Source organism: Formosa undariae (assembly GCF_042427615.1).
GTDB lineage: Bacteria > Bacteroidota > Bacteroidia > Flavobacteriales > Flavobacteriaceae > Formosa > Formosa undariae.
In genome coordinates, this window is the sequence record NZ_JBHMEZ010000001.1 from 748,739 (window position 1) to 765,763 (window position 17,025).

Consider the following 17,025-nt stretch of genomic DNA (forward strand, 5'->3'; position numbering starts at 1 on the left):
AATTATCTAAAACGCCCCGTTTATTCGGGGCGTTTTTTATTTTTATAGCATGACAACTTTTATAGAAGAGGTTATTGCTAACCTACAAGAGAAAGGTCTTGACCTTTCCGAATTAAAATTTATTCTTCCTAGTAAACGCGCTGGTACCTTCTTAAAGCATCAACTTTCAAGAACGACCAAGCAAACCATGTTTGCTCCAGAAATATTAAGTATTGAAGATTTTGTTGAAAACATTTCAGGTTTAAAAACAGTTTCGAATACAGAATTACTCTTTCAATTTTATAATACATACATCACCCTTAATACAGAAGGTAATCTAGACTCGTTTGAAGTGTTTTCTAAATGGGCACAAATTTTACTTCAAGATTTTAATGAGATCGATAGGTATTTAATTCCTCAGGAAAAAATATTTGAATATCTGGCAGCCATTCAGGAAACCAACCATTGGTCTGTTGCAGAAGATAAAACCGAGTTCATTATAAAATATCTTGCATTCTGGAATAAGCTCCATGTGTACTACACTCATTTTACAAAAAACTTACTAGATAATAATTTGGGGTATCAAGGTTTGGTATATAGACAAGCGAATACTAAAGTTGTGGAGTATACAGAACAAAGTGGTGTACAACATGTTTTTCTAGGGTTTAATGCTTTAAATACTGCCGAAGAATCTATTATCCAACATATTTTAGAGCATACAAATGCTTTAATTTATTGGGATATCGATAAAACATTTTATGAAAATCCAGTTCATGATGCTGGATTATTTACCAGGCAACATGCTAAAAATTGGAAGTATTTTAATACACATCCTTTCAATTGGATTTCTGATAATTATAAAAATCAAAAATCTATTAACATTATTGGTGTTCCAAAAAATATTGGGCAATCAAAATATATTGGTAATATTCTAAAAGAACTCGGAAAAACTAAAAATACCTTAGAGCATACAGCCATAGTTTTAGGGAATGAAGATCTTTTGCTTCCTGTGCTTAATTCAATACCGTCAGAAGTGAAGACGTTAAATGTAACGATGGGGTTTCCTTTAAAATCAATTCCGTTAGCGTCATTATTCGAAAGTCTTTTTAAGCTTCATAAAAACAATCCGAAGTCTTTTTATTATAAAGATGTGATTTCAATAGTGTCTCATCAATTTGTCCGTCCCTTATTTATTAAAGATAAAGATGATTTTGCCGCCACTTTAATTGAAACCATTCAAACAAATAACATTGTCTTTCTTACATGTCAGCATTTAGTCGATTTATGCGAGCCATTTAAGGCGGTTTTAGAGCTGTTATTTAATGCTTGGGACAACAACGCAACAATAGCTTTAAATCAGTCTAAATCTTTAATTTTTGCTCTAAAAGAGTATTTAAATATAAGTAAGGATCAGAATATTTTAAGTTTGGAATATACGTATCGATTCTATGAGCTTTTTAATGAATTAGATCGTTTAAATACCACTTATAACTTCTTTCAGAATATAAGCGCATTGCATCAAGTGTATAAAGAACTACTAAGCAGTGAAACTTTAGATTTTCAAGGGGAGCCGCTACAAGGCTTGCAAATTATGGGGATGTTAGAGTCTCGTGTTTTGGATTTTGAAACAGTTATAATCTCTTCTGTTAACGAAGGTGTTTTACCTGCTGGGAAAAGTAATAATTCGTTTATTCCTTTAGATGTTAAGATGGAGAATAATTTGCCAACATTTAAAGAGAAGGATGCCGTTTATACCTATCACTTTTACCGTTTGCTACAACGTGCTAAAAACGTATATATTATTTATAATACAGAAGCCGATGTCTTAAAAGGTGGCGAGAAAAGTAGATTTATAACGCAGTTAGAATTAGAGAAAATACACAGTCCCAAACAAATTATTGCAACTCCAACGGTGCATTTGGTAGAAAATAAACTAAAAACGGTACCCAAATCAGCTTTAGTTTTGGAACGCTTAAAGCAAATCGGTAAATATGGTTTTTCGCCTTCGTCTTTAACTAATTATATGAGGAATCCTATGGATTTCTATTTACAAAAAGTATTAAAGATTCAAGAATACGACGAGGTTGAAGAAACGGTGGCGGCTAATACATTAGGGACCGTTGTGCATAATACGCTTGAAGATTTTTACAAACCATTAGTTGGTGTGCAATTAACAGCAAAACATATTACCGAAATGAAATCTAAAATTTCGAGTACCGTTTTACATCATTTTGAGGATACCTATAACAAAGGAGATATTAGTACTGGTAAAAATTTAATTAGCTTTGAAATAGCAAAACGCTATGTGTCTAATTTTATTAACTTAGAATTAAAGGAAATTGAAGCCGGCAGAATTATTAAAATTATATCTATTGAAGCCGATTTTAAACAGGTGAAAATTAATATTCCTGAACTCGATTTTCCTGTAACTATTGGTGGTAAAGTAGATCGTGTGGATGAATATGATGGCACTACTAGAATAATTGATTATAAAACCGGTAAAGTCGGGCAGTCGCAAGTAGAAATTGTAAATTGGGACGAACTTACTACCGACTATGATAAGTATAGTAAGCCATTCCAAATTCTGTGTTATGCATTTATGATGCTTTCTGACGGGACTTTAAAATTTCCTTTAGAAGCAGGAATTATTTCCTTTAAAAACTTGAACGGTGGCTTTTTAAAGTTTACAAAAAAAGATAAATCTGGAAATGGTGCCACTAAAATAACGGCTATAAACGAGGAAACTATTCAGTTATTTGAGGAGCAACTTAAGGTCTTAATTTTAGATATTTTTAACCCAGAAAATGATTTTGAAGAAAAGGAAGTTAATCATTAAACTATTTTCTGAAAATAAACCAAAAATTTTTCCTTCTACAATTTGAAAGTAATGAAAACTAATTCTGAAATTAAACAACAGCTTTTAAAATGTTGCGAAGTGTTTATCGATAAACGATTGGCAAATGTACAGCATAACATTGCCGAAGTTCAGGAGGCATTAACTTCTGAAACTAAAAGTTCTGCAGGCGATAAGCATGAAACAGGACGCGCCATGTTGCAATTGGAACGTGAAAAATTTGGTACGCAATTATCAGAAATAAATCAAGTAAAGCAAGCCTTGTCGAAAATAAATGTTTCAAAACACTCTGAAGCGATATGCTTAGGAAGTGCAGTGCTTACTAATAAATCGAATTATTTCATTGCTATTAGTGCGGGCGAAATGGATATTGATGGTATTAAATATTTTGCAATTGCACCAAATACACCGATTGGACAGTTGTTATTATCCAAAAAAGCAGGGGATACTGTACGTTTCCGAGAACAAGTGTTTTCAATTGAACAGTTATTCTAATTCTAATCTTTTTTTAGCAGATTCTGTAAGTGCTATGTTTGTAAATTCATCTAGAGCCAATGGTTCTTTATGGTAGAAAAATATAGATCTCGACTTAAATTCTGCTTCAATAAGATACGTGTTTCCCCTAAAGTAATTGTGGGTTACTTTAAGTTTTAAGAGTGGATTATTAGAAACCTCTAATTCGTGGGCATATATAAACACTGTTTTTTCAGATGGCTGGAACCCAAGATCAGAAGCTTCAAAAGTATTAAATTCATCGAAAAAAGATGCGATTAATGGCTTTTCAGGATTCTTATAGAGTTGTTTTGGTGTGTCGCTTGCTATGATTTTTCCGTTGTTTAAAACAATCATTCTATCCGAATAAGGCAATACGTCTTCTCGATCGTGAGTAGCGACCACACAAGAAATATGCTTTTCTTTTAAATATTTAAATAGATTTCGACGAAGCGTTTGCTTTTGGAAATTATCGATATGACTAAAAGGTTCGTCTAATATTATAATTTCAGGTTGTCTTGCAATCGCTCTTGCAAGTGCTACACGCTGTTTTTGTCCGCCACTTAATAACTTCACCTTTACATCTGTAAACTCAACCAAATCGACTAATGCGATCAGTTCGGTAGTACGTCGCTCTTTCTCTTCAGGAAAGAAATTAGATAAGAATTTACCGATATTTTCTTTAACCGAAATAAAAGGCATTAAATCAAATTCTTGAGCTACATATTTCATAAAATCGTAACCGATAACCAAATTGAATTTTGGCCCTAATATTGGTTTGTCATTCCAAAATATCTCCCCTTCAGGTAAGTCGTAGGTGCCGTAAAGTAATTTTATAAGCGTACTTTTTCCAGAACCACTTTCACCGATAATAGAAACATGCTGACCTTGTTCTACAGAAAATGAAATATTATGGAGTATGGTTTTAGCGTTGTAACCAAATGAAATATTTTGGACTTTAAGCATAATTTAATTTTGATTTACAAAAATAGAATAAAAAAACAAAGAGCCATTTAATTGCAAATAAAGCATTTAAATGACTCTTAAGATGATTTAAAAAGGATTATCCTTTAGTCTTTTCTTTATTTGTTTCGGGAAGTACATTAAATCCCATGTTGTATAACGTAAATCCGAAAATATCTGCATATTGTTCAATGGTTTTACTAACTGGTGTTCCTGCACCATGACCAGCATCTGTTTCAATACGTATTAAAATAGGATTTCCATGTTTTTGATTATGCTGCAATTCGGCTGCAAATTTAAAACTATGAGCAGGTACTACGCGATCGTCATGATCGCCAGTTGTAATTAAAGTTGCTGGATATTTTACATCTGGTTTTACATTGTGAACAGGAGAATATGCCTTTAAATATTCGAACATTTTCTTACTGTCTTCTGCCGTTCCGTAATCGTATGCCCAACCTGCACCAGCGGTGAATGTGTGATAACGTAACATGTCTAATACACCAACAGCAGGTAATGCGACTTGCATTAAATCTGGACGCTGCGTCATTGTTGCACCTACTAATAATCCTCCGTTAGAACCTCCTTTAATAGCTAAAAACTTAGACGATGTATACTTGTTTTCGATTAAATATTCTCCAGCTGCAATAAAGTCATCAAAAACATTCTGTTTTTGCATTTTGGTTCCTGCGTCGTGCCACGCTTTTCCGTATTCTCCACCACCACGAATGTTAGGTACAGCATAAATTCCACCGGCTTCCATCCAAACTGCGTTTGCAATACTAAATGAAGGTGTTAAGCTTATATTGAAGCCCCCATAAGCGTATAATATTGTTGGGTTCTTACCGTTTAATTCTGTGCCTTTTTTATACGATATAATCATTGGTATTTTTGTGCCGTCTTTAGACTTGTAAAAAACTTGCTTACTCTCGTACTGATTTGGATTAAAATCCACTTTTGGTTTTACATAGACATTAGACTCACCTGATGCTGTATTAAAAGCATAGCTTGTAGATGGTGTGGTGTAATTTGAGAATGAATAATACAAGGTGTCATTTTCTTTTTTACCAGAAAATCCACTTACCGTTCCTACACCTGGAAGTTCAATTTCGCGAACTAACTTTCCCTTATAATCGTATTGTTTTACTTGAGATACAGCATCGACCATGTAATGCGCAAAAATAAAATGACCTCCAGTAGAAGGTGTTAAAACATTTTTTGTTTCAGGAATAAAATCTACCCAATGTTCAGGAGTTGGATTAGAAGCATCTACGGTTACAATTTTTATATTAGGTGCGTTTAAATTGGTCGATAAAAATAAAGTACTACCAATATTATCTACTAAATCCGTATCGCTATCTGTATGGTCTAATATGGCCACAAACCTGCTGTTTGGCTTAGTTAAATCTTTAATATATAATTTATTACCAGAGGTAGATGTGCGTGGGTAAATTAATAAATAACGATCGTCTTCAGTCACACTTGCAGAGATATAACGATGCTTCTCTAGAGGTGTTCCTCCAAATATAAGTTTGTCGGCATTTTGATTTGTGCCAATCTTATGGTAATACAATTTGTGCTGGTCGGTTTTAGCAGAAAGCTCACTTCCTTTTGGCTTATCGTAGCTTGAATAATAGAAGCCTTCATTACCCTTCCAAGACATACCGCTAAACTTAACATCGACTAAAGTGTCTTCGATAACCTGTTTTGTTTCTGCATTAATTATGATAATTTTTCTCCAATCGCTACCGCCTTCAGAAATAGAATATGCAGCGATACTCCCATCTTTAGAAAATGATAAACCTCCTAAAGACGTTGTCCCTTCTGTACTAAATGTATTAGGGTCAAGAAAAATCTCTTCGGTTTTGTCGTCTCCCTTAGTTCTAAATAATACATTTTGATTTTGTAATCCGTTGTTTTTATAAAAGTAGTTGTAGTCTCCTTCTTTAAAAGGCGCTCCAATTTTTTCGTAATTCCAAAGTTTAGTTAAACGGTCCTTAATTTGGTTACGGTATGGTATTTTTTCTAAATAACCGAAAGTTATTTTGTTCTCTTCTGCCACCCAAGCTTCGGTCTCAGGACTTCTATCGTCTTCTAGCCAGCGATATGGATCTTGAACTTTAATGTCGAAATACGTGTCTGCGGTGTCTATAGTTTTCGTTATAGGGTAGTTCACTATTTGATTGTTATTTTTTCTTAGTTCTTGCTCATTTTTACAGGAACTAAATAGGGTTAATATCGTTAGAGTCGCTATTAATCTCTTCATACTGCTGTCGTTTTATAGGTCTTCCAAAAATAACGAAAAAGCTCCTAAACGCTTAGGCTTAGGAGCTTTTTTTAAATTTAATTAAGAGAAAAACTTAGAGCAGTTTATTCGCAATTAAGTATTCTGCAATTTGTATGGTGTTTGTTGCAGCTCCTTTACGAAGGTTGTCGGCAACAATCCACATATTTAAAGTGTTTTTTTGCGTTTCATCTCTTCTAATACGTCCAACAAAAACATCGTCTTTATCATGTGCATAAATTGGCATTGGATACGTATTTGTATCTGTATTATCTTGAACAACAACACCTGGAGTTTCACTTAGTAATTTGCGAACATCGGCTAATTCAAATTCATTTTCAAATTCCACGTTTACAGATTCAGAATGTCCACCAGAAGTTGGAATTCTTACTGCTGTTGCAGATACAGAAAAAGAGGTGTCGCTTAATATTTTTTGAGGTTCTAGGGCTAATTTCATTTCCTCTTTAGTATATCCGTTGTCTAAAAACACATCACAATGTGGTAATGCATTTCTTCCAATTGGATAAGGGTAAGCCATTTCGCCTTCTATTCCTGCAATTTCGTTTTCTAGTTGTTTAACAGCTTTTACACCAGTTCCAGATACCGATTGGTATGTTGAAACCACAACACGTTTCATAGTATATTTTTTATGAAGTGGCGCTAATGCCATAACTAATTGAATAGTTGAGCAATTAGGGTTTGCAATAATTTTATCTTCTTTAGTTAATTCGTTCGCATTAATTTCTGGAACGATTAATTTTTTTGAAGGATCCATTCTCCATGCTGAAGAATTGTCGACTACAGTCGTACCAGCTTCTGCAAATTTAGGAGCCCATTCTAAAGACGTGTCTCCTCCGGCAGAAAATAAAGCAACATCTGGTTTCATTGCTACTGCATCTGCTAAACCTACAACCTTATAATCTTGTCCTTTATAAGAAATTGTTTTACCTACAGAACGCTCTGAGGCAACAGGGATTAATTCCGTTAATGGAAAATTACGTTCTGCTAATACTTTAAGCATTACTTCGCCAACCATACCCGTGGCACCAACTACAGCTACTTTCATTATATCAATTTTAGTTTAAGTGTGTCTATTTATTTTAAACAAAACTAAGTATTAATAATTTAAAAAAAGCCTTAGTTTCTTCAAACTAAGGCTTTTTAACAACAAATAACAAAATGTTAATTATTTAACAAATCTTATTTCTTTAGTAAATCTCTTATTTCTGCAAGAAGTTCTTCTTGAGTTGGCCCTACAGGTGCAGGTGCTGCAACTTCTTCTTTCTTTTTAGAATTTTCGTAAGCTTTTAAGACCATGAAAATACATAAACCAATAATTATAAAATCAATAATTATTTGGATAAAGTTTCCGTAGTTAATTGCTACCACGGGAACTTCTGCTCCAGCAGCGTTTGTTGTTGCCTCTTTTAAAACATACTTTAGGTCTGTAAAATTAACATCGCCAAGCAACATGCCTATTGGAGGCATTAAAATGTCTTTAGTAAACGACGTTACTATTTTACCAAATGCACCACCAACAATTACTGCGGTTGCAAGGTTTATAATGTCCCCTTTTAGGAGGAATGACTTGAAGTCTTTGAAAAATGCCATATAGTTTAGGATTGATTAATAATCGCTAATGTATATAAAATAAAATAAAAAGAGAATGTATCTATTTTAAAACGACACGTTTAATGCGTTGAGAGAGTCCTGTTAGTAATTCGTAAGATATTGTGTTAGCGGTTGCTGCAAACTCTTCGGCTGTTGGATAATCTCCAAAAACAATAACCTCGTCACCTTCTTGGCAGTCAATGTTTGTAATATCAACCATAATCATATCCATACATGTATTTCCAACAATAGGTGCTTTTTGTCCGTTAATAGCGACAAATCCTTTTCCGTTCCCGTACTCTCTTCCAATACCGTCGGCGTGCCCTAGTGGCAACGTTGCGGTTGTTAAAGGAGAATCACTAATGTAACCACGATTATACCCAACACTTTCCCCAATAGGAATATGATGAATCTGAGAAATTACTGTTTTTAACGTTGTAATGGGTTTAAAGTGCGTGTTTTCTATTTCCGAGTTTCCGAAACCATACATCCCAATACCACTTCTTACCATATCGAAATGTGCTTCGGGATAATTTAGAATTCCAGATGTATTACACATATGAAGCATTGGTTTATAAGGTAATTGATTTAAAAGTAAATCTGAAATACGTTTAAATGTTTCAATCTGCTGTATGGTAAATGCCTTTTCATTTAAATCTTCACTCGCTCCCATATGAGAAAATAATGAAGTCACTTTTATCGCTTCTGTGTGTTTTAAAATTGAAAGTATTTCAGGAATTTCTGCTTCAGAAAAACCTAAACGATTTAAACCTGTATTAAATTTTAAGTGTACTGGATATTCCTTTTGGTTTAAAACTTCTGCTGTCGCTACAAATTCTTTCAGAACTTTTAAACTGTATAAGTTTGGTTCCAAGCAATTTTCAATAAGTGTATTAAAACTTACGGCTTGAGGGTGAAGTACCAAAATAGGTGTTGTTACGCCAGATGTTCTTAGTTGTTCGCCTTCGTAAGTATAGGCCACAGCAAAGTAATCTGCGTTTAAGGTTTCTAAATGTTTAGCAATATCTACAGCGGCGTTTCCGTAAGCATAAGACTTAACAACGGCCATAAATTTTGTAGATGAATGTATTCTAGATTTAAGGTAAGTAACATTGTGTTCTAAAGCGTTTAAATCTATTTCTAAAAGAGTTTCCTGTGCTTTAAGCATCGGTATTTTTGGAATTTAAATCTTTTGTTTCAGTTCCGTTAATTGTGTTGTTTTTTTGTTTTTCACTGCGCATCGCTTTGTAGTATGCAGCCCGACTAAGTGGTTCGTAATTTTCGGTTTCACCAAGTAAAACCAAAGCATCGCTTTCAGCTTTTCTGTAGCTAAATTGCGCTAGGTTTCCCGTTCGTGTGCAAATGGCATGAACTTTAGTAACATATTCTGCAGTGGCCATTAAATTTGGCATAGGCCCAAACGGGTTGCCTTTAAAATCCATATCTAATCCAGCTACAATAACACGAATGCCTTTGTTGGCTAAGTCGTTACAAACACGAACAATTTCATCATCAAAAAACTGAGCTTCGTCTATACCTACCACATCGCAGCCATCTGCAAGAATAGGAATATTTGCTGCCGCAGGAACAGGTGTAGAACGAATTTCATTGGCATCGTGAGAGACCACCATATCTTCGTTATAACGGATATCTACCGAGGGTTTAAAAATTTCAACTTTTTGTTTGGCGAATTGCGCACGTTTAAGCCTTCGGATTAATTCTTCGGTCTTTCCAGAGAACATTGAGCCGCAGATAACTTCAATCCAACCAAATTGTTCTTTATGATTTACTGTATTTTCGAGAAACATTTTGTAATTTTAACACTAATATTACGCAAACTTTCGTTTGTTTATAGGGATGTAAATTTATTAAAAATAAAAAGGCGAAAATAGTTTAAATTTAAAAGTTATGAAGAAGAAGTTGGAATCAGAATTAATGAGTGTTGCATTAAGAGTTTTAAGGCTTGAAGGAAAGGATGATGTCGCTAAACTTCATGCAGAAACAGCTCTTCTTTTTGAAAAACTTTCTGTTTTAAAATTTCTACAAGAAAATCCTCAAGATGAAACTTTGTCTAAAGTGGATGAAACCTCTTTTTTCGATATGATTGATAATGCGTTTACTAAAAAAGTAACCGAGGTTGTTAAAGAAGAAAGTGAAGATGAAGAGTTTGTTAGAGAAGATCAAGTACAACCAGACGAAGATGCTGAAGATTTAGCAGAACCTGTCATGGAAAAAATTAAAGATATTGTTGCTCAAATGCCTCAAGAGGCAGACGCTGTAGATGATTTGTTTAGTGCTATTGCACCTGAACCTCAATATGAAAAAAATGATTTTGAAGAGATTACAGCCGATTTTAAGGTCACACCAGTGTTCGATCCTGTTGTAAATTCGACTATAACCAATGTTAAAAGATCTTTAAACGATAAACTAAAAGGCGGTGGATTAAATATTGGATTAAATGATAAAATTGCTTTTATAAAACAATTATTTGCTGGAAGCGCAGAAGATTATGAGCGCGTTATTTCGCAGATTAATACTAGTGCCAATTTTGAAGAAGCTCGAAACTTAATTCAAAATGTCGTGAAAACCGATTATAATAATTGGGAAGGCAAAGAAGTCTTCGAAGAGCGTTTTATGTTAATAATAGAAGGGAAATTCAATTAGTTTTTCTGAAATTTGCATCTTTAATTCCTTTTAATTTTTCTTGTATTTAGCTTCAGAGTAAGAAGCTTTAAAAACATGCCGTTAATTTTCTATACATGAGCAAACTATATATTGTACCCACACCTATTGGTAATTTAGAAGATATGACCTTTAGGGCTATTCGCGTTCTTAAAGAAGCCGATTTAATATTGGCCGAAGACACAAGAACATCCGGAAAACTTCTAAAACATTTTGAGATAAATACACATTCTCAATCTCACCATATGCATAATGAGCATAAGACGGTTGAAGGACTAATACGTAAATTAAAGAGCGGAACTGTAATTGCTTTAATTAGTGATGCAGGAACACCAGCCATTTCCGATCCTGGATTTTTATTGACACGAGCATGTGTAGAACATGGCATCGAAGTCGATTGTTTACCGGGAGCGACAGCATTTGTACCTGCTTTGGTGAATTCTGGATTGCCTAACGATAAATTTGTGTTCGAAGGTTTTTTACCTGTGAAAAAAGGAAGGCAAACGCGTTTGTTACTTTTAGCAGAAGAAACAAGAACCATTATTTTCTACGAATCGCCGCATAAACTTATAAAAACACTCACTCATTTTTGTGAGTTTTTTGGTGAAGATCGCCAGGTTTCAGTATCGCGCGAGTTGACAAAATTGTACGAGGAAACCATTCGTGGAACAGCAAAAGAAGTTTTAGAACATTATACCAATAAGCCTCCAAAAGGAGAAATAGTTGTCGTTGTTGGTGGAAAAAAATAAGTATACACTTTTAAATATTTAAAAATGACATTAGACGCATTTAAGCAAAAATTACAAAACACGCCCAAATCTATTGTGTTTTCTGACACGGTAGATACTATAGAATCAAATTACGAGTTTACTAAAACAGCCTTTACAAACGGCGAAATACATAATAAATCGGGAGAGAATTCAGGCTCTTGTAAATTGTTTGCTTTTGCAAAACTTCAAGGATTTACAAAGGAAGAAACATTATCATGCTTCGGTCAGTTTTATTACATAGATGTTTTAGGAGATTCTGAAGGTGAAGGCCATCAAAATATTAGGAATTTTATGAAGACAGGTTTCGAAGGTTTAACGTTTGAAGGAGCACCTTTAAAGTTGAAATAAGTATTTATGGATGCGCTTTTACATGAGATTAAGCAATGCACCATTTGTGCAGACGCTTTGCCTTTAGGTCCGCATCCTATTGTTACCGCGCATCCAGATTCTAAGATTATAATTGTTGGTCAGGCGCCAGGATTAAAAGTGCATAATTCTGGAATTCCTTGGAACGACGCTAGCGGAAAGCGATTAAGAACGTGGTTAAATGTCACCGAAGATCAGTTTTACAACACCAAGAATTTTGCCATTATACCTATGGGATTTTGTTATCCTGGTAAAGGTAAAAGTGGCGATTTACCGCCAAGACCTGAATGTGCACCTCAATGGCATGCCGCGTTATTAGATAAAATACCGCAGGTAAAACTTGTGATTTTAATTGGGAATTATGCTCAGAAATATTATCTAAAAGCAGACGTTGGAACGAATCTAACTGAAACCGTTTCCAACTTCGAATCGTATTTACCTACCTATTTCCCGATTCCGCACCCGTCACCACGAAACCGATTTTGGTTGTCTAAAAATCCGTGGTTTGAAGCATCAGTTGTGCCTGAATTACAAAAAAAGGTACATGATATTCTATAAAATCTTATTCTTCGATATCAAATAAATATTCAACAGTTACATCGAAAAATCGTGCCATTTTAATGGCTAAGATTACTGAGGGGTTGAATTTGTTATTTTCGATAGCATGAATAGTTTGTCTGGAAACTTGCAGTTTATTGGCTAAATCTGCTTGGGTTAAATTGTGTCTTGCACGCTCTACTTTTATGAGGTTCTTCATTAATACAGTCGTTTTTTTATGGAAAATATAAAGAGGAATAGGATGATATAAAAGCATAGAAAATAATCCAAAGGCATATTTAGGTTTCCTTTGAAGGAATAAATTGTAAGTGAGAATAATAAAAATATTAAAATAGAAATCTGAAATGAGTCTGCTCGTAACTTATTTATATAATCGTCTTCAATCTTTTCCTTGGAAATCATATAAATAATTAGTCCAATAATGCTTAAAATATTAAATAAATGCATGAGTTCACTTCCAAAATAATTTGAAATTTTATGTGTTTTTAAATTTGGTTGGATTTTTTCCAATTGATTATCAAGAGAGACTTCAACTTGTGCTTTTGGACTACTATATACACGAGCGCCGTCATTTATGCCGTCCATAACACCATCCATTGCACTCGGTAGAGCAAATGCAATAAAGATAATAATGCCTAGTTTTTTACACCAATTGGGTAGTATTTGTATATTCATATTCTATTATTTTTATATAAAAGTATATAATACTTTACATTTAATCAAATATAATAGAAAAATAAATATTGTGAAATCAAATTTATTTAGTGAATTTCTAGACGATTTTCAGCCAAATATGCTGATTTTATTGAATAAATGAGAAGGAAAAAACATATCGGAATTTTGATGTTTTAATGACTTAAATTGAGGGGTTTACAATTTCAGAGAATATGTGGCGGTAAACAGGTTTTTGGCCTATCGAAAATTTATCGTAAAATTTGAAGTGAAAACACCGTGGAATTTTAGGCTGTATGAGCTAAACGGATATTTATAATTATCTATAATTTTAATAGCGAGTTCCTGAAATTTAGGTGGCAAACGATAAATTTAGATAAAGATTCGTAAGCCTAGATTTTTTTTGGTTCGTTTTTTCATCAATGGAAAAAATGAACGGATACTCTATAATTAAAAATCAAATTTGCGTTAGTGATTGCAGTGGCATCCTTTTATAGTTTTTTGGGACCATAAAAGATACAACGGAAAGCGCCCCCCAAAAGGGGAACGCCCAAAACCGTTTAAAGATGTTTACCTTTTTCCCAACCGTGTTTTCCTAAATGCTGTTCACCGCTTTCTATAGCGTCATTTTCCAAAGTGGTTCCCATACTGTCGTTCCAACGGTTTAAATATCCGAAAAGGGAAATAACGCCTAACATTTCTACAATTTCGCCTTCGTCCCAATAGGTGTTTAATCGCTTTTTTAAAGTGTCGTCTACAGCATTCGGTATTTGAGATGCTGCCAAACTAAAATCTAAAGCAACACGTTCGGCCTCGCTAAATGCAGGATGGGTGCGATACTCCCAAACGTTATCGAGTTGCTCTTGTTCGGCTCCATAGCGCTCTGCGGCACGAATGGCGTGTGCTTGGCAATAGCGACACCCTGCGGCATTACTACTAACCCAAGCAATAAGCCGTTTTAAAGCAGAAGTTACGCGACCTTCGTTGGTCATCACGGCTTTGTTTAAATTAATAAAGGCTTTACTTATGGTTGGTCGGTGCTGCATGGTTAAAACCGAGTTCGGGCAAAAGCCAAGGGTTTCGTTAAAAAAGGTGGCTAATTCTTGAGTTTCTTGATCGTGGTCGGGAGATAATGGTGTTATTAGTGGCATTCTATTCTTAATTTTAGTCGTATTTTTGAAGTATCAATTAACGAAAAATAATGCAATTATGACGCATCTTGTTACAACGCAATGGAAAAAAAATGTGCAATTCGAGTCAGATAATCCAAGCGGAAAATCTGTATTAATAGATCTAGGAGCAGACAACGGAGGGAAAGGCGATGGCTTGCGTCCGAAAGCATTAATGCTAACGGCACTTGCGGGGTGTTCTGGAGTAGATATTACACCAATGTTAGAAAAAATGAAGGTTGATATAGACGATTTTAAAATCGTAATCGAAGGTCATTTAACCGAAGAACACCCAAAATATTACCATCTTGTTACTGTAGATTACCATTTTTATGGAACAGAATTAAATGAAACAAAAATTAAAAGAGCGGTAGATTTATCTGTTGATAAATACTGTGGCGTTATGGAAATGTTTCGTCGTTTTGCAGAGGTAAAAGTTGAATCTCATTATCATACTAAATAAATCATTACCGATTACAAACTATGCGTTGGACCATAAAACCAAAACCAGAATCTCAAAAAGTTAAAACGTTACAAGAGGCACTTCATGTAGACGAACTTACTGCGTCGTTGTTAATACAGCGAGGCATTGAAACGTTCGAAGAAGCGAAGTCTTTCTTTAGACCAGATCTTAGCGAATTACACGATCCGTTTTTAATGAAAGACATGGATCGTGCAGTAGCGCGTATAGAACAAGCTTTAGAAGCTGGCGAGAATATTATGGTTTATGGCGATTATGATGTCGACGGAACCACTTCTGTGGCATTAATGAGTTCGTATTTACGAACACGTCAGGAGAATGTAGTGACTTATATTCCGGATCGTTACGACGAAGGTTATGGCGTGTCTTTTAAAGGCATCGACTTTGCGCACGATAACGATTTTACACTTATAGTGGCGTTAGACTGTGGTATAAAAGCAATCGATAAAGTGGCATATGCCAAAGAAAAAGGCATCGATTTTATTATTTGCGATCACCACCGGCCAGGAGATGCTATTCCAGATGCAGCCGCAGTTCTGGATCCTAAACGTGACGATTGCGAGTATCCATATAAAGAATTATGTGGTTGTGGGGTTGGGTTTAAACTCATTCAGGCCTTATCTTCTAAACAAGGTTTTACTATCGAAGATTTAGGAGAGTATCTAGATTTAGTCGCTACGGCAATTGGAGCGGATATTGTACCAATTACGGGTGAGAATAGAATTTTGGCCTATTACGGACTTCAAGTTATTAATGATAATCCGAGACCAGGCATTAAAGCGATTTTAAATCAAGTAGATAAAACCGAGTTTACCATTACCGATGTCGTTTTTATTGTTGCACCTAGAATTAATGCTGCCGGGCGCATGAAGCATGGAACCTATGCTGTGCAATTGCTTACAGAAATGGACGAAAAGCAAGCGGAAACGTATGCTGCCGAAATTGAAAGTTTTAATTTAGACCGTCGAGAAACCGATAAAGAAATCACGATTCAAGCTTTAAATCAGATTGAAGAACGTAGCGAGCAAGATCGCGTAACCTCTGTCGTTTTTCAAGAAGACTGGCATAAAGGGGTTATAGGTATTGTGGCTTCAAGACTTATAGAAACCTATTACAGACCCACATTAGTGTTTACTAAAAGTGGCGATAAATTAGCAGCTTCTGCTCGTTCTGTCGTTGGTTTCGATGTGTATAATGCTTTGGAAGCTTGTAGCGAACATATCGAACAATTTGGTGGACATAAATACGCAGCAGGATTAACATTACTTCCTGAGAATTACGAGGCTTTTAAACAGGCTTTCGAGGATGTGGTATCCAGCACAATCGATCCGAAATTATTATCTCCAGAAATTAAAATAGAGGCCAATATAACTTTAGAACATATTACTCCTAAATTTTTTAGAATTTTGAAACAGTTTGCACCTTTTGGTCCAGGGAATATGATGCCAGTTTTTATGACTGAAGATGTGGTCGATACTGGATATGGAAAATGTGTTGGGAAAGAAGAAGATCATTTACGGATAACCGTGAAGCAACCCAATGTAAATCCTATTGTTTGTATTGGTTTTGGATTGGGAAAAAAGATTGATTCAGTCTCTTCGAAAGTGCCTTTTAGTATTGTGTATTCTATAGATGAAAATCATTGGAATGGTGTAACAAGTCTGCAATTGAAACTTAGAGATTTAAAATAAAATTATATTTATTTAGATTAAATATAAATAATAACTATTTTAGTGGTTGAAAAGCAATCGCTATGGATCAAGACATCAATAAAATATACCATAATGCATTCGGAGTTTCTTTTATTTGGAAGGTCGAAGCTCCCAAAAAACAATCTCCTAAAATTCAGATTATTTTTCGTGATATGGGGTTTTATCTCACCTATAGTGAAATAGTTCAGTTTCAGAAACAGATTAGATATGTGCAATCTGAAAATCCTTGCGCCTGTTGTAAAAACAAAGACCGTAGCCGATCTATGTTATTAAAAACACCTTGTAATCAAGTCGATTTGGCAATAAATGCTTTAGAATTGCGAGATATAAACGATTTAATTAATGGTACGCTGTTTCATTTAGAGTTGGATGATTACGTGAATGAAATTTGTAAGAATTAAAATGATTATCAGAATTTTTTAAAACGGTCAC

General features: G+C 34.6%; 18 protein-coding genes. 9 read left to right on the forward strand and 9 right to left on the reverse strand.

Annotated elements, in window-relative coordinates:
- The first annotated feature begins 49 nt into the window (after positions 1 to 49).
- Positions 50 to 2,815, forward strand: a complete 2,766-nt coding sequence (locus ACFFVB_RS03245) for a PD-(D/E)XK nuclease family protein (protein ID WP_382381112.1) — start codon at positions 50 to 52, stop codon at positions 2,813 to 2,815.
- Positions 2,816 to 2,866: 51 nt separating this feature from the next.
- A complete protein-coding gene (locus ACFFVB_RS03250; RefSeq protein WP_382381114.1) occupies positions 2,867 to 3,328 on the forward strand; it encodes a 3-oxoacyl-ACP synthase in 462 nt (153 codons plus the stop codon).
- Here the strand turns inward: ACFFVB_RS03250 and ACFFVB_RS03255 are convergent.
- From ACFFVB_RS03255 to ACFFVB_RS03280, 6 genes are all read right to left on the reverse strand, one after another.
- Complete coding sequence (locus tag ACFFVB_RS03255) at positions 3,320 to 4,291, reverse strand: ABC transporter ATP-binding protein (RefSeq protein WP_382381116.1); 972 nt, start codon at positions 4,289 to 4,291, stop codon at positions 3,320 to 3,322. The genes ACFFVB_RS03250 and ACFFVB_RS03255 overlap by 9 nt on opposite strands.
- Before the next feature lie 97 nt (positions 4,292 to 4,388).
- A complete protein-coding gene (locus tag ACFFVB_RS03260) occupies positions 4,389 to 6,554 on the reverse strand; it encodes a prolyl oligopeptidase family serine peptidase (RefSeq protein ID WP_382381118.1) in 2,166 nt (721 codons plus the stop codon).
- 94 nt (positions 6,555 to 6,648) lie between these two features.
- A complete protein-coding gene (locus tag ACFFVB_RS03265; protein WP_382381120.1) occupies positions 6,649 to 7,638 on the reverse strand; it encodes an aspartate-semialdehyde dehydrogenase in 990 nt (329 codons plus the stop codon).
- A 134-nt stretch (positions 7,639 to 7,772) separates the two neighbouring features.
- On the reverse strand, positions 7,773 to 8,183 hold the full coding sequence (gene mscL / locus ACFFVB_RS03270; RefSeq protein WP_382381122.1) for a large-conductance mechanosensitive channel protein MscL: 411 nt from the start codon (positions 8,181 to 8,183) through the stop codon (positions 7,773 to 7,775).
- Between the two features lie 61 nt (positions 8,184 to 8,244).
- On the reverse strand, positions 8,245 to 9,351 hold the full coding sequence (gene alr, locus ACFFVB_RS03275; protein ID WP_382381124.1) for an alanine racemase: 1,107 nt from the start codon (positions 9,349 to 9,351) through the stop codon (positions 8,245 to 8,247).
- Positions 9,344 to 9,991: a thymidine kinase gene (locus ACFFVB_RS03280; protein WP_382381126.1), complete on the reverse strand. Its 648-nt coding sequence runs from the start codon at positions 9,989 to 9,991 to the stop codon at positions 9,344 to 9,346. The genes alr and ACFFVB_RS03280 overlap by 8 nt, the downstream gene beginning before the upstream one ends.
- Before the next feature lie 100 nt (positions 9,992 to 10,091).
- On the opposite strand from ACFFVB_RS03280, the gene ACFFVB_RS03285 reads away from it, so the two are divergent.
- The 4 genes from ACFFVB_RS03285 to ACFFVB_RS03300 all read left to right on the forward strand — a co-directional run bounded on the left by ACFFVB_RS03285 (position 10,092) and on the right by ACFFVB_RS03300 (position 12,559).
- Positions 10,092 to 10,847 (forward strand): DUF8457 domain-containing protein, encoded by a 756-nt coding sequence (locus ACFFVB_RS03285; protein ID WP_382381128.1) that lies wholly within the window; start codon positions 10,092 to 10,094, stop codon positions 10,845 to 10,847.
- A gap of 95 nt (positions 10,848 to 10,942) precedes the next feature.
- Positions 10,943 to 11,614 (forward strand): 16S rRNA (cytidine(1402)-2'-O)-methyltransferase, encoded by a 672-nt coding sequence (rsmI, locus tag ACFFVB_RS03290; RefSeq protein WP_382381130.1) that lies wholly within the window; start codon positions 10,943 to 10,945, stop codon positions 11,612 to 11,614.
- A 24-nt stretch (positions 11,615 to 11,638) separates the two neighbouring features.
- Positions 11,639 to 11,983: a HopJ type III effector protein gene (locus ACFFVB_RS03295; protein WP_382381132.1), complete on the forward strand. Its 345-nt coding sequence runs from the start codon at positions 11,639 to 11,641 to the stop codon at positions 11,981 to 11,983.
- Positions 11,984 to 11,989: 6 nt separating this feature from the next.
- Entirely contained in the window at positions 11,990 to 12,559 is a 570-nt protein-coding gene (locus ACFFVB_RS03300) for a uracil-DNA glycosylase family protein (RefSeq protein WP_382381134.1), read from the forward strand.
- A gap of 4 nt (positions 12,560 to 12,563) precedes the next feature.
- Here ACFFVB_RS03300 and ACFFVB_RS03305 read toward each other — a convergent pair whose 3' ends face one another.
- The 3 genes from ACFFVB_RS03305 to ACFFVB_RS03315 form a co-directional block, all read right to left on the reverse strand.
- A complete protein-coding gene (locus ACFFVB_RS03305) occupies positions 12,564 to 12,758 on the reverse strand; it encodes a helix-turn-helix transcriptional regulator (protein WP_382381136.1) in 195 nt (64 codons plus the stop codon).
- On the reverse strand, positions 12,758 to 13,234 hold the full coding sequence (locus tag ACFFVB_RS03310; RefSeq protein WP_382381138.1) for a hypothetical protein: 477 nt from the start codon (positions 13,232 to 13,234) through the stop codon (positions 12,758 to 12,760). Before ACFFVB_RS03310 ends, ACFFVB_RS03305 begins: the two co-directional genes overlap by 1 nt.
- A 557-nt stretch (positions 13,235 to 13,791) precedes the next feature.
- Positions 13,792 to 14,382 carry a carboxymuconolactone decarboxylase family protein gene (locus ACFFVB_RS03315; RefSeq protein WP_382381140.1) on the reverse strand — a complete coding sequence of 197 codons (591 nt, stop codon included), beginning with the start codon at positions 14,380 to 14,382 and terminating at the stop codon, positions 13,792 to 13,794.
- Positions 14,383 to 14,440: 58 nt separating this feature from the next.
- Here ACFFVB_RS03315 and ACFFVB_RS03320 point away from each other — a divergent pair, with 58 nt between their 5' ends.
- From ACFFVB_RS03320 to ACFFVB_RS03330, 3 genes are all read left to right on the forward strand, one after another.
- Entirely contained in the window at positions 14,441 to 14,863 is a 423-nt protein-coding gene (locus tag ACFFVB_RS03320; protein WP_382381142.1) for an OsmC family protein, read from the forward strand.
- Between the two features lie 20 nt (positions 14,864 to 14,883).
- Positions 14,884 to 16,572 carry a single-stranded-DNA-specific exonuclease RecJ gene (recJ, locus tag ACFFVB_RS03325; RefSeq protein WP_382381144.1) on the forward strand — a complete coding sequence of 563 codons (1,689 nt, stop codon included), beginning with the start codon at positions 14,884 to 14,886 and terminating at the stop codon, positions 16,570 to 16,572.
- 62 nt (positions 16,573 to 16,634) lie between these two features.
- Positions 16,635 to 16,994, forward strand: a complete 360-nt coding sequence (locus ACFFVB_RS03330; RefSeq protein ID WP_382381146.1) for a hypothetical protein — start codon at positions 16,635 to 16,637, stop codon at positions 16,992 to 16,994.
- Positions 16,995 to 17,025 lie beyond the last annotated feature (31 nt).

Bases quoted from the DNA above. Each gene is read 5' to 3' on its own strand.
- rsmI (WP_382381130.1), top strand. From the start codon at position 10,943: ATGAGCAAACTATATATTGTACCCACACCTATTGGTAATTTAGAAGAT.
- ACFFVB_RS03280 (WP_382381126.1), bottom strand. From the start codon at position 9,991: ATGTTTCTCGAAAATACAGTAAATCATAAAGAACAATTTGGTTGGATT.
- ACFFVB_RS03250 (WP_382381114.1), top strand. From the start codon at position 2,867: ATGAAAACTAATTCTGAAATTAAACAACAGCTTTTAAAATGTTGCGAA.
- mscL (WP_382381122.1), bottom strand. From the start codon at position 8,183: ATGGCATTTTTCAAAGACTTCAAGTCATTCCTCCTAAAAGGGGACATT.
- ACFFVB_RS03260 (WP_382381118.1), bottom strand. From the start codon at position 6,554: ATGAAGAGATTAATAGCGACTCTAACGATATTAACCCTATTTAGTTCC.
- ACFFVB_RS03310 (WP_382381138.1), bottom strand. From the start codon at position 13,234: ATGAATATACAAATACTACCCAATTGGTGTAAAAAACTAGGCATTATT.
- ACFFVB_RS03305 (WP_382381136.1), bottom strand. From the start codon at position 12,758: ATGAAGAACCTCATAAAAGTAGAGCGTGCAAGACACAATTTAACCCAA.
- ACFFVB_RS03315 (WP_382381140.1), bottom strand. From the start codon at position 14,382: ATGCCACTAATAACACCATTATCTCCCGACCACGATCAAGAAACTCAA.
- alr (WP_382381124.1), bottom strand. From the start codon at position 9,351: ATGCTTAAAGCACAGGAAACTCTTTTAGAAATAGATTTAAACGCTTTA.
- ACFFVB_RS03330 (WP_382381146.1), top strand. From the start codon at position 16,635: ATGGATCAAGACATCAATAAAATATACCATAATGCATTCGGAGTTTCT.
- ACFFVB_RS03285 (WP_382381128.1), top strand. From the start codon at position 10,092: ATGAAGAAGAAGTTGGAATCAGAATTAATGAGTGTTGCATTAAGAGTT.
- ACFFVB_RS03300 (WP_382381134.1), top strand. From the start codon at position 11,990: ATGGATGCGCTTTTACATGAGATTAAGCAATGCACCATTTGTGCAGAC.
- ACFFVB_RS03320 (WP_382381142.1), top strand. From the start codon at position 14,441: ATGACGCATCTTGTTACAACGCAATGGAAAAAAAATGTGCAATTCGAG.
- recJ (WP_382381144.1), top strand. From the start codon at position 14,884: ATGCGTTGGACCATAAAACCAAAACCAGAATCTCAAAAAGTTAAAACG.
- ACFFVB_RS03265 (WP_382381120.1), bottom strand. From the start codon at position 7,638: ATGAAAGTAGCTGTAGTTGGTGCCACGGGTATGGTTGGCGAAGTAATG.
- ACFFVB_RS03255 (WP_382381116.1), bottom strand. From the start codon at position 4,291: ATGCTTAAAGTCCAAAATATTTCATTTGGTTACAACGCTAAAACCATA.
- ACFFVB_RS03295 (WP_382381132.1), top strand. From the start codon at position 11,639: ATGACATTAGACGCATTTAAGCAAAAATTACAAAACACGCCCAAATCT.
- ACFFVB_RS03245 (WP_382381112.1), top strand. From the start codon at position 50: ATGACAACTTTTATAGAAGAGGTTATTGCTAACCTACAAGAGAAAGGT.